This is a genomic window from Candidatus Dependentiae bacterium (genome assembly GCA_003511165.1).
Lineage (GTDB): Bacteria > Babelota > Babeliae > Babelales > UBA12411 > UBA12411.
This window is the reverse complement of sequence record DOJW01000008.1, coordinates 49,379-61,558: the sequence shown is the minus strand read 5'-3', so window position 1 is coordinate 61,558 and position 12,180 is coordinate 49,379. Positions and strand designations below refer to the sequence as shown.

Annotated in this window: 12 protein-coding genes; 7 read left to right on the top strand and 5 right to left on the bottom strand. The window is 32.0% G+C overall.

Going from position 1 to position 12,180, the window contains the following annotated elements; translation table 11 throughout:
- The 4 genes from DEA20_04095 to DEA20_04080 form a co-directional block, all read right to left on the bottom strand.
- Complete coding sequence (locus DEA20_04095) at positions 1 to 942, bottom strand: hypothetical protein (protein ID HBS48353.1); 942 nt, start codon at positions 940 to 942, stop codon at positions 1 to 3.
- Between the two features lie 20 nt (positions 943 to 962).
- A complete protein-coding gene (locus tag DEA20_04090; protein HBS48352.1) occupies positions 963 to 2,198 on the bottom strand; it encodes a hypothetical protein in 1,236 nt (411 codons plus the stop codon).
- Between the two features lie 110 nt (positions 2,199 to 2,308).
- Positions 2,309 to 2,731 (bottom strand): DNA mismatch repair protein MutT, encoded by a 423-nt coding sequence (locus DEA20_04085; GenBank protein HBS48351.1) that lies wholly within the window; start codon positions 2,729 to 2,731, stop codon positions 2,309 to 2,311.
- A 10-nt stretch (positions 2,732 to 2,741) separates the two neighbouring features.
- Positions 2,742 to 3,170, bottom strand: coding sequence for an NUDIX hydrolase (locus tag DEA20_04080; GenBank protein ID HBS48350.1), 429 nt, complete (start codon positions 3,168 to 3,170; stop codon positions 2,742 to 2,744).
- 776 nt (positions 3,171 to 3,946) lie between these two features.
- Between DEA20_04080 and sufB the strand changes: the two genes are divergently transcribed.
- The 6 genes from sufB to DEA20_04050 all read left to right on the top strand — a co-directional run bounded on the left by sufB (position 3,947) and on the right by DEA20_04050 (position 8,594).
- Positions 3,947 to 5,284, top strand: a complete 1,338-nt coding sequence (sufB, locus tag DEA20_04075; protein ID HBS48349.1) for a Fe-S cluster assembly protein SufB — start codon at positions 3,947 to 3,949, stop codon at positions 5,282 to 5,284.
- Between the two features lie 2 nt (positions 5,285 to 5,286).
- The gene (locus tag DEA20_04070; GenBank protein ID HBS48348.1) at positions 5,287 to 5,916 is read left to right on the top strand and encodes a hypothetical protein; all 630 of its coding nucleotides are present in this window, start codon (positions 5,287 to 5,289) and stop codon (positions 5,914 to 5,916) included.
- Between the two features lie 93 nt (positions 5,917 to 6,009).
- Positions 6,010 to 7,233, top strand: a complete 1,224-nt coding sequence (locus DEA20_04065; GenBank protein HBS48347.1) for a NupC/NupG family nucleoside CNT transporter — start codon at positions 6,010 to 6,012, stop codon at positions 7,231 to 7,233.
- Between the two features lie 18 nt (positions 7,234 to 7,251).
- The gene (locus DEA20_04060; GenBank protein ID HBS48346.1) at positions 7,252 to 7,587 is read left to right on the top strand and encodes a hypothetical protein; all 336 of its coding nucleotides are present in this window, start codon (positions 7,252 to 7,254) and stop codon (positions 7,585 to 7,587) included.
- 35 nt (positions 7,588 to 7,622) lie between these two features.
- On the top strand, positions 7,623 to 7,955 hold the full coding sequence (locus DEA20_04055; protein ID HBS48345.1) for a hypothetical protein: 333 nt from the start codon (positions 7,623 to 7,625) through the stop codon (positions 7,953 to 7,955).
- Between the two features lie 99 nt (positions 7,956 to 8,054).
- Entirely contained in the window at positions 8,055 to 8,594 is a 540-nt protein-coding gene (locus DEA20_04050; protein ID HBS48344.1) for a hypothetical protein, read from the top strand.
- A gap of 5 nt (positions 8,595 to 8,599) precedes the next feature.
- Here DEA20_04050 and DEA20_04045 read toward each other — a convergent pair whose 3' ends face one another.
- On the bottom strand, positions 8,600 to 9,667 hold the full coding sequence (locus DEA20_04045) for a hypothetical protein (protein ID HBS48343.1): 1,068 nt from the start codon (positions 9,665 to 9,667) through the stop codon (positions 8,600 to 8,602).
- Positions 9,668 to 9,760: 93 nt separating this feature from the next.
- Between DEA20_04045 and DEA20_04040 the strand changes: the two genes are divergently transcribed.
- Complete coding sequence (locus tag DEA20_04040; GenBank protein ID HBS48342.1) at positions 9,761 to 12,154, top strand: phosphoenolpyruvate synthase; 2,394 nt, start codon at positions 9,761 to 9,763, stop codon at positions 12,152 to 12,154.
- The last annotated feature ends 26 nt before the right edge of the window (positions 12,155 to 12,180 follow it).

Sequence of the window (12,180 nt, the reverse complement as noted above, 5' to 3'; positions counted from 1 at the left end):
TTAAAAAAAATCATATGCACAAACACTAGGCTGACTCATTCTTTTTAAATATTCATTATGTTTTAGAACGTTGTTATGGTTTGGTGGTAAATGCATAGTCTCTAATAACTTTTGCATATCATCAAAGTTAAGCCGTTTAGGAATTTGTGAGAAATCTATATTATGAACGAGGTTGAGAAGTGGGGTATTTTCAAATGTTTCATCCATCCATCCATCAAATTCAAGATTCCAAATGATATTGCGTTTGTTTAGCAAATTGCTTTTTAAGATTGATTTTATACCTAAATAGTCACAATATACGGATATTTCATCTAGGGTTTCACTATAATTTAATTCATTTAAGATAATTAATAAATTTGTTGGTTCATTACGACTTTCTTGATGCATATAATATTTTTTTAAGGCTTGGGGTCTATACCAATCGAACCTTTCATTAAGGGTTACTTTTTTTAGATATTTTAAACCCCTAATGAAAATTTCTAGATCGCTCTGTGTTAGTTTGATAAGATCAATTCTGATTTTCAGTTTAGTAATGTAAGGACAGAATTTTAAAATAAAATGAGCCGAGCCTTCATCAAGATAAACATCGTCATTATATGAGATCGACACACTGTGTATTGGAATTTCACTGTCCATAAGAAAATTTTCGATTACTAACTTTCTTAAAGTCTCCAAAGTTGCTTCTTCATCATGCGAAAATGGAATCATAGCAGTTCTAATTCTTTCGGATAAAGCGGGAATGGGAGGTGTTGGATCCGTTTGTGCCGAGGTTTCTATTCTTTGTAAGGGAATAGGAGCCGTTTGTGTAGGTTGTTCTCTTCTTTGTGGTTGTGGCGGTAATGGATCAATTACTTTTGTTCTGCGTGTTGAACAACCAGCTCCTGCAAAAATGTTGCTGGAAAAAATAAACAAAAATATGAATAAAATTTTAATAAGTTTCATTTGATCTCCATATTTTATTTTTAGTTTTCCCACATAGCATTTACAGGAATGGCCCAAAGATTATTTCCGAAAGGAATTTTTTCGTTGCCTGTGTATAAAACGATTCCGCCTACAAATTTATCTTTTAGTGTTTCTTGAAGATGTGATAATCCTTTAAAATGGTCTTTTGTAATTGTTTCACTACTTTTGATTTCTATTCCGAATACTCTTCCCGATTTATCTTCTAAGATTAAATCAACTTCATTGCCACTTTGCGTGCGATAATGGTAAATTTTGGCTTGATTTCGACACCAAGTTGCTTGTTTTAATATTTCTGTAACTATAAAATTTTCGAAAGATCTTCCAAAAATTTGTGAGTCATTCATTAATCTTTCTTCGTCACATCGCACTAGATGTAATAATATTCCACAATCTATCAAATAAAGTTTTGATGATTTCACAAATCTTTTTCCTAAGTTTGTGCTCCATGGTTGTATGAATGTTATGAGATATAACGTTTCAAGTAATGTTAAATATCTATGTAGTGTTGAATTTGAAATTCCGCTGGAGCGCGATAATTCTGCAATATTTAAAAGCCCACCAACTCTTGTTGCGATTAGATTTAAAAGATTTGGCAATTGAGTAAGTCCTTCGATTTTTGCAAGATCTTTTACATCTCTTTGTAAAATAGTTTCTAAATATGAATTAAACCAGGCGTCGACTCCTTCTTGATCCAAATTTTGTACAGGAGGATAACCACCTAAGATTAGCTTTTTGAAAATTGTTTCTTTATTAATCTTAGTTGCTTTTAATTGCTGTATTTTCCCATCAAAAATTAAATCAATAAAAGATTCTTTTGTTCCTATTATTTCACCTACAGAAAGTGGATAAAGTTTTACGATTTCCATTCTTCCGGCAAGAGAGTCACCAAGTGTTGGAATTAAAAGAGGGTTTGCAGATCCTGTTAGGATAAAAGTTCCCGGAATTCGATTTTGATCGATATAATTTTTTATAGAAAGAAAAATTTCAGGAACTCTTTGTACCTCATCTAATATCGTTGGTTTTTCTATATTTGATAAAAATCCAATAGGATCTGATTTTGCTGCAGATAAATAACGTAAATCGTCAAAGGATACGTAATTAGAAAATTTTTCTTTTGAGGTGAGTTTTTTTACCAAGGTTGATTTTCCCGTCTGCCTTGCTCCTGTTAATAAAACTACAGGACTTCGAGTTAATGCTTTTTGGAGCTTTTCTGTTATATTTCTTTTAAAAAACATGTTTTTCCTTCAAAATTTGAACTTCAATGGTATAAATATTACCATGTGTTGGCAAAATTTACACCATTTGATGGTAAAACATCAAGATTCAAAGTTAAATTTATTTTTATTTAAAAAGAATTTCTTCTCTTTTTTGCCTCTTCAAAAACTAAAGGCTGAATTTTGGGAAATGAAAGTTCCGTTGGAACAATGTTTAAAAGTTCAATTTTTTCTATTTCAAATGAAGGTAAATCGCCTAGCTCTTGTATCTCTGCATAAAATATTCTGCCGAAAGTAGTGATATCGTTTATAGTTACAGAATATTCAAAAAGAGCTGTTAATTCAAACTCTTTTGCTCCGGTTTCCTCATAAAGTTCTCTTTTTGCTGTATCCAAAATATTTTCATTTGGTTCGCGTCTTCCGCCCGGTATTTCCCAGGCCCGGTTTTTGTTTTTGCACCAGATCCACATAGATTTATGTTCAGCGCAAATTGCAGCAAAAGTTAGTTTATGATCTTCGATAGAGTTTAAATCGTGAAATTTAACTTTTATCATTCTATTACCTTTATTCGTAATCAAAATTTTCGGTATACATATCATTGTTTTTTGTTTTTTCGATCAAATCTTTTACATAATAAATTGTATTTTGTGGAAGTGCATCAATCGCAAACCAGTTTAAATCTTCACATTTATGTGGTTCTTGGTTTGTTGGTTCACCTTCCCATTTTAACCCGTAAAAGAAGAAATAAACTCCATCTTTTTTGTTCAAAACATGTACAAGTTTTAGATCTGATTTATTTACATTAATTCCAAGTTCTTCTTTTGCTTCACGAATAAGTGCTTGTGTGAGCGATTCGCCTTCATCAACTTTGCCACCAGGAAGTCCATAAAAGCCTTCCATGTAATTTGTATTTTTTCGTTTGCCAAGAAGGTACTTATTATTTTTTTCTAAGATTAGGACTGTACCTAAAAGCAGAGGGGATTTTTTTGACATAAATTCCTTTTGAAAATAGGGTTTTTATTAATGATTATAAGGAGATTTAAGATTTTGTTTATAGGAATTATAACATTATTCTGCTTTAAGTTTGTTTTTATAATTTTTTTTATCAAAGGTGCTACCCGCACGGGCCAAGGGTGCTGAATTTGAGCACCCTTGGATCCCCAAACCAAAGAAATTTTCTTTGGAATCTTTTTTACGCGCTAAACTCCTGCATCCAGTAAAACTGGACTGCAGTTCAAACAGGTAGCGCTAATTTGGAATCCTACATTCTCATAAAGATGTTTTTCTAAATTTTTCAACAATTCAAATTTAGAAAAATAAAGGAAGTTACAATAAAAATGGATTCTCGCATTCGCGAGAATGACGCGAAGAGTTCCGAGATACTGCTATCAAAATATAGTCTTTTGAAATAGTCGTAAGACAAAGAATCTTATTGTAAGATTCTGATCCAGCGCTATTTGTTTAAAGTCGGAGTACAACGAAGTTGTATCCCGACAAGTTTAGCGCTGAAGGAAATCCAAAAGTGCTCTTTTGGCGCATAGGAGAGTACAGAGAGGATTTTGCGTATAATCCTCTCTGTCACCTTGCGTGGAGCAATCCAAAGATAAAAATAAATTAAAAGTTAAACTAAGAATGAATATATAAATTAATTTAAAAAAATAGGAATAAATATAAAGGGATTATCAATCTCTTTTTGTCCTTTTGCTTTATTCCCCTCTTTTTTGTAATCTAAAAACTAATTTTTATCCGTTTTTGCAAAGGTTTTTGCTATGAAAAATGATGAATTAAATTTTGGGCTTGATGAGCAACTTGTAAGGAGTATTTCCACGCAAAAAAATGAACCGCAATGGATGCTGGATTTTCGTCTTGAAGCTTTAAATATTTTTTATAAACTTCCAATGCCTCATTTTGGTCCTTCTTTGAAAAATTTAAATTTTGATTCGATTAATTATTATGTTAAGCCTTTGCAAGAGCAAAAACGTTCGTGGGATGATGTGTTACCTGAAACAAAAAAAACATTTGAGAAGTTAGGTTTGCCTCAAGCGGAGCAAGAGTTTTTGGCAGGTCTTGGTGCTCAACATGAATCGGAAATGATTTACCATCATATGAAATCAGAATGGGAAGATGAGGGGGTAATTTTTCTTGAACCATCGCAAGCGCTTTTGAACCATCCTGAAATTTTTAGAGAATATTTTTCCAAATTAGTTCCAGCCTCTGATAACAAATTTGCAGCTTTGAACAGCGCTGTTTGGAGTGGAGGAACTTTTATTTATGTACCTAAAGGCGTTGAAGTTACGATGCCATTGCAAACTTATTTTCGAATTGAGAGTAAGCAAATTGGACAGTTTGAACGTACTTTGATAATAGCTGATGAGAGAAGTAAGGTTCATTACATAGAAGGTTGTACTGCGCCGCAATATAAATCCGCTTCGCTTCATGCTGCGGTAGTTGAGATTTTTGTTAAAAAAGGTGCAAGCGTACGATATACAACAATCCAGAACTGGTCTAAAAATGTTTACAATTTAGTTACAAAGCGATCTGAAGTTTATGAAAATGGTAGAGTTGAGTGGATTGATGGAAATTTGGGAAGTGGCGTGACAATGAAATATCCTGCCGTTACGTTGAAAGAAACTGGTGCAAGTTGTGAGCTTTTATCGATCTCTGTTGCAAGTAAAAATGAGCAAACTCAAGATAGTGGTGCAAAAGCTATTCATTTAGCAGGAAATACAAATTCGCGGATCATTTCAAAATCAATATGCAAAGATGGCGGAGTTGTAAACTTTAGGAGTTTTGTGAAATTTGCAAAAAATGCTGAAAATTGTAAATCATTTGTTCAGTGTGATTCTTTAATTTTGGATGACAAATCTATTTCAAATACCTACCCATTTATTAGTATTGAAAATGGTGATGTCAATGTTGGACATGAAGCAAAAATAAGCAAAATAGAAGATGAACAGCTTTTTTATTTGATGAGTCGTGGAATTTCGCGGCAAGATGCCCAAACTATGATTGTGAATGGATTTATTGATTCATTTGTCAAAGTTTTGCCTATGGAGTATGCGATAGAAATGAATCGACTAATTGAGCTTGAAATGGAGAGTAATTAAATATGAAAAAGTTATTTTTATCTCAGGTTGTAGAAGATTCAAGCTTAGATTTTATTAGTTTAGATTTTGTGGATTCAAAAGATGTTTTGCTTATAGATGATTGTGAAAGTTTTGCAGAGTTTGAGATTGTTTTAAATTTGCAAAGCAAAGTTAAGCTTAATTATTTATTAAAAATTGAAAATGCAAAATTTGATTGTTTATCGCGCAAAATAACGGTTAATTTGCTTAGTGAATATTCTGATGCTTGTCTAAAAATTAGCGCTAAATTGCAACCATCACAAACTGTTTTTATAAAAACAAATCAAGTTCACTTGGCATCCAATAGTAAAAGTGATTTGATAGTTAAATCCGTTCTTGAAGAAAATTCCAAAATAAATTGTGAAAATCTGATCCGTATCGAAAAAGATCTTAAAAACGTTATTGCGTGTGAAAACAGTAAATCTTTATCACTTTCTAAAAATGTTAAAGTAATATTTATTCCAAAACTTGAAGTTGAGTCCAAAGATGTTATTTGCAAACATGGTGCAGCGTTTAGCAGTTTAAATGAAGAACAACTTTTTTATCTTCAAAGTCGCGGTATAAGCTTGCAGCAATCAAAAGAGATGCTAACAGATTCTTTCTTAAAAATTTGATTAATTTTATTAATTAAAATATTTCTGTATTAACTTTTTAAATTTTTGATAAAGTTTTAAAAGTTTGTATTTTTTAACATTCTAGGAGAATTTATGTTTAATCTTTTGGCACATTTGCTAGATCAAAATCGTTACATGGGGTTTGTTGGAATTTTAACAATTTTGACAATTGCTTTTGTATTTTCAAATAACAAAAAAAGGATTCGTCCTAAATTAGTCATTAACGCACTTTTGATGCAAATTTTATTTGCGCTTTTTATTGTTAAAACAACTTTTGGAAATGCAATTTTGAGTTTTATTTCAAGAGGTGTTGCAAAGCTTTATGATTTTGCAAATGTTGGTTCGAGTTTTGTTTTTGGAAAGCTTACTGATACCGCAGGTCCTTGGGGTTTAATTTTTGCTATCAAAGTTGCAACTATAATAATATTTTTTGGTGCATTGATGGCTATTTTATTTCATTTTAAAATTATTCAATTTTTCGTAAAATATATTTCTTTTGCGATTCGTCCAGTTTTGGGAACATCAGGTGCAGAAACATTGTGTGCGACTGCAAAATGCATTTTGGGACAAACTGAAGCGCCGTTACTTGTCAAAAATTATTTACCATCGATGACCGATTCTGAAATTTTTGTGATTATGGTTAGTGGTATGGCAACAATCAGCGGAGCGATTTTAGCTGTTTATGGTGCTATGGGTGTTTCTATGATTCATATGTTTTCTGCAAGCGTGATGGCGATTCCAGGAGCTATTTTGGTTGCAAAAATTTTATATCCAGAAGTTGAAAAACCAAAAACAATGAGCGGTGAAAGTGTAGATATGCCGGTAGAAACAAGCAATGTTTTAGATGCTGTTTCACGAGGAACAACGGATGGCTTAAAGTTAGCTGTTAATATTTTGGCAATGCTTATAACCTTTATAAGTTTGATTGCGATGATAAATTATATGTTATCTTCCGCTGGACTTTTTACATTGAATGATATTTTTGCTAAGATCTTTTCGCCAATTGCGTTTTTGCTAGGTGTTCCTTCGCAGGATGTTTATACAGCAGGGTCTTTGCTTGGTCAGAAATTAGTGATTAACGAATTTGTAGCATACAGCAGTTTTGTAAAAGCAAATTTAGCAGATAGAACACAAGTGATTTTGACATATGCTCTTTGTGGTTTTGCTAATTTTTCCAGTATTGGAATTCAAATCGGCGGAATTGGTGCGTTGTGCCCAACAAAGAGACATGTTTTAATTCGTTTAGGATTTAAAGCGCTTTTGGGTGGAACATTGGTTAATCTTTTGAATGCAGCGATAATTTCGCTAATAATTTAAATATTTTGGAGTTTTATTATGTTTAAGAAATTTATTTTGGGAATGTTTTTTGTTTCTAGTTTTGGTGTATTGAATGCATTAGGCGAATATGATGATCTAGTAGTTGGTGGTGGTTTAAATCACCAGGGTGCATATTTAAGAGAAGATCTTACTAAATATTTTAGTTCATTATTTGGCGAAGCATTGCGGTTTTATGTTTATTGTAAACAAAATGAAGTAACAATAGATTTTTGGAAATATTTAAATTCTTTAGTCTTAGACTTAAAAGCATATCCAGAAGAATTACAAAAAGATTATTCAACTGTTTTAGCTGAAATACAACAAACCGCTAGTTCTAAAATATTAGGATATTAAAGATGCAACTTGTTAAAATTTAATGGGAATTTTAAATGATTAAGAAATTGGTTTTATTTTTATTTTTTAGTTTATATTTAGGAATGGTTTCTGCAGTAACTGAAGATGATGTTAAAAATTATTGGAGGCTTCGCCGGGAACTAATTGATATTAATGCAACAAAAAATACAGATCAGATTAAAATAAAAGCTTTGAATTTAATAACTTTTATTGCACCTCTATTAAAAGATCCTTATTGGCGTTCTGAATTAAAAGCTCAGATGCAAATTACATTGGATTTTGCACGAGAAATTTATGCAGATTTGATGGGGTGTTCTAAAAAGCAAGAAGACCCGGAAAATGATGATGGCGATTGGGAAAAAATTTAGTTTAATTTCAAAATAATATTAGTTTTTATCACTTAATTGCTATTAAATGTGTAGACCTGCTAATTTTTTAGTAGGTCTTTTTTTGTTAAGGGGTGGGATATGTTAAAGAAATTGTTTTGGTTTTTAATTTTTTATTTAGCAATTAATACGGCAGTTTTTTGTACTGGGACAAAAGAAAAAGTTGATAATTTTATATGTAAATATTCGTTGATTATTAATAATTATCAGTTTTTGAATGTTGAGCCAACTGATGAAATATGTAAAGAATTTAAAATAGAGTATAAAGCTATTTGTCTTGAAATTTCTTCAACATTTGATTTAAATATTCAAGGAAAGCGTGAAGCGCGTAAAAATCTACGTTTTATAGTTTATAGTATGCATTTTTTGGGTAACTTTTGTAGATTCAAAAAGGGAATAGCATTTTGTCGAAGTCGTATAGGTCGTGAAGGTAGATTAGAATTGACGAATTTAAATTCAGCGGTGTTGGGTTTGGATCAATTATTGACAGATAATTTGAGAGCAGGTAAATATTCAGATGAAAATCTTAGAGCTTTTGTTGAAAAATTTTTGCAAAATTTAAAAAACATAGAAGCGGATATTGTGAGTTTAGAATATGTTTATTATGCAGCAGCTGGATAATTTTACTATTTTAATAAAGCAACAGTTTGATTGTGAATGATTTTTAGGCCAGCTGAGTTGTATTCGAGCAATTTAGTTGGCCGACTTACATAATTGATAATATCTTTTTTTCTAAAAAGTATTCCAAAATCAGCTGCTGATAAATATCGAATCAAGTCTTGTGATTTAATAAATTTTATTTTGTAACAAGAGTTATCTAGCCCTTTTTGCCTTGCAATTTTTTTAATTGTTTCTTCATCTTGGGAGTAGATTAGTAGAAAAATATTTTTGTTTTTTTCATGTTCTTTTTTAAAATATTCGATTGATTCTTCTATGCACTGCCAAGGTCTTGCTGAACCGCTATAACAATAAACTGCGGCTTCTTGTGGTATTTGCAGTTCACTGCGAATAGCTTGCCGGTATGTTTTTATTTCGACAGTAGATAATTTTTGTGGAATATCGAGTGCGGCTATTGTTATTTTATTTTTGTCAGCTTTGAATTCTGTTATCAAATATTCTTTTAGAGCTTCGCTTACAGATTCGATTTCAAATTTTGATAGATAATCTTTTCTGCAATAAGTTGCAAACTCAAGATTTTTTAATTTTTTGTAAATTATTCTGAACATTAATTTTTTTAGAATATTTTGGGACGGTGAATATTCGTTTGAAAATCGATATTCTTCAGCCCCAAGCCCGCGTGCCTGAACGGTTAGTTTTAGATTATATTTGTTTATTTTTTGCATAGTTTTAATAGCAACATATCCAGCTAGCGGTCCACGAGCAATTATTTCATCGAAGTAATTTTGTTTTAAAAAAATACAGAGGTTTTTTATAGGAAGAAAAAAGCTGATTTTGCCTATGAATGGAAATCTTTTTTTTATAATTAAATTTAAATTGGGATGAAGTTTGTTTATTTTTAGAAGTTCATTTTCTGTAGGTATTTTTTTTTCGAAAGATAAAAGTGTAATTTTTAAATTTGGGTTTTGATGCAATCTTTTTAAAATTGGATCGATTACCTGGCTTTGAAAAACAGAGTTGTGAATTCCATCGTAAACTATGAATAAAATCTGCTTATTTGATTCATTTTTCATCATATGTAATGATAGCTTCTGTGTTTGTTGGACGTTTTTAATTTACATGAAATATTATCATGTTTTTATGAATAAAAAATTATTTTTAGGAAATTTATGAAATACATAATTCCTTTTGAAGATATTAGATTAAAAGATTTACCGATTGTTGGAGGTAAAAACGCATCACTCGGTGAAATGATTTCTGCTCTTACTAGTAAAGGTATTTTGATTCCTTCTGGTTTTGCGATTACGGCTCAAGCTTACAGAGATTTTATTAAGTTTAATTTGTTAGAACAGAAAATAAAAAATTTGCTTTCTGAAATCGATATTCACGATTTAAAAAATTTTAGGCGAATTGGTGCAGAAATTCGTAAAATGGTTGCCTATGGGAAAATTCCAAACGAAATAGAAAATGAAGTAATAATCGCTTATGAAAAGTTAGAAAAGCGTTATGGTAAAAACTGCGATGTTGCAGTTCGTTCGTCCGCAACGGCGGAAGATTTGCCTGAAGCATCTTTTGCAGGGCAACAAGAAACCTTTTTGAATATTCATTCACATAAAAATTTGCTAGAAAGTTGTATAAAAGCATTTGCTTCACTTTTCACAGATCGCGCGATTGCATATCGAATTGAACATGGTTTTGATCATATGTCTGTTGCTCTTTCGATAGGTGTGCAAAAAATGGTGCGTTCTGATGGTGCAAGCTCGGGTGTAATTTTTACGCTTGATACTGAGACCGGTTTTCACGATGTTATTTTTGTAACATCTTCTTATGGTCTTGGTGAAAACGTTGTGCAAGGTTCTGTAAATCCTGATGAGTTTTATATTCATAAACCTACTTTGAAACTTGGTTTTAAACCTCTGCTCAAAAAAAGAGTTGGTAGTAAACTCTTCAAACTTATTTATGGTGGATGGTGGCAGAAGGTTGTAAAAAATGTTTCTGTTCCAAAATGTGATCAAATTAAATTTTCAATTTCTGACGACGAAGCTCTTTACCTTGCGCAGCAAGCTTTGATCATCGAAGAATATTATTCTGACCTCAAAGGTAAATGGACACCTATGGATATAGAGTGGGGTAAAGATGCAATCGATGGCAAATTATATATTCTTCAAGCGCGCCCGGAAACTGTTCATTCTTTAAAGCAAAATGCAACCACTTATGATGAGTATCGCTTTGAAGATAATGTGCGAAAAAAAGCAAAAGTTTTAACCGCTGGAAAAGGTGTTGGCCAAAAAATAGTAATAGGAAAAGCTAGGATCATCAAAAATATAAAAGATATGGCGAAACTTCAGAGCGGTGAGATTTTGATCACTGACATGACCGATCCGGATTGGGTACCTATCATGAAAATTGCTGGCGGAATAATTACTAATCGTGGAGGTCGAACATGTCATGCTGCTATAGTTAGTCGCGAATTAGGTATTGCTGCAATAGTTGGTAGCGCAAATGCAACACAAGTTATAAAAGATGGACAAGAAATAACTATGGATTGTAGTAGTGGTGAAGTGGGGTATGTTTATGATGGAGTATTCCCTTTCAAAAAAAATACGATTAAAGTTGCAAAGCTTCCTGAAATGCAAACTAAGTTTTTGATGAATGTTGGAAATCCTGATGAAGCATTTTCTTTTGCACAAATTCCAAATGATGGTGTTGGTCTTGCGCGTTTAGAATTTATTATTAATAGTTCAGTGAAAATTCATCCGATGGCGCTTGTTCATCCGCAAAAAGTAATCGATAAAAAAGTTAGAGATTTGATTGAAGAGTTAACGATAGATTATGCGGATAAAAAACAATATTTTATTGATAAACTTGCACAAGAAGTTGGAACGATCGTTGCTGCATTTTATCCAAAACCAGTTGTTGTTCGTCTTTCAGATTTTAAAAGTAATGAATATAGGCAGCTGATAGCTGGTGAATATTTTGAACCGGTCGAAGAAAATCCGATGATTGGTTTTCGTGGAGCGTCAAGATATTACCACGAGATGTACAAAGATGCTTTTGTGCTTGAATGCCTTGCAATGAAGAAAGTTTTGCAGGAAATGGGGCTTACAAATATGAAAATTATGATACCTTTTGTGCGAACGGTAAATGAAGGTAAAAAAGTAATCGATTTGATGAAGTCTTATGGACTTGTGCAAGGTGAAAATGGTTTGCAGATTATTATGATGTGCGAAATTCCATCGAATGTGATTTTGATAGACGAGTTTGCAAAAGTTTTTGACGGGTTTTCAATTGGATCTAACGATCTTACACAACTTACTTTGGCGGTTGATCGCGATTCAAATCTTGTAGCACCCATTTTTGATGAACGAAATGCAGCAGTTAAGAAAATGATTCAAATGGCAATCGAAGGTGCGCATAAGGCTAGGAAACCTATTGGAATTTGTGGACAAGCGCCGTCCGATTATCCAGAAATTGCTAAATTTTTGATAGACCTAAAAATTGACTCTATTTCGCTAAATCCAGATTCAGTTTTAAAAACTATTAGTGAAATTGGTAAAGGCTAAAAACAAAAAAGGGTGGAAAAATTCCA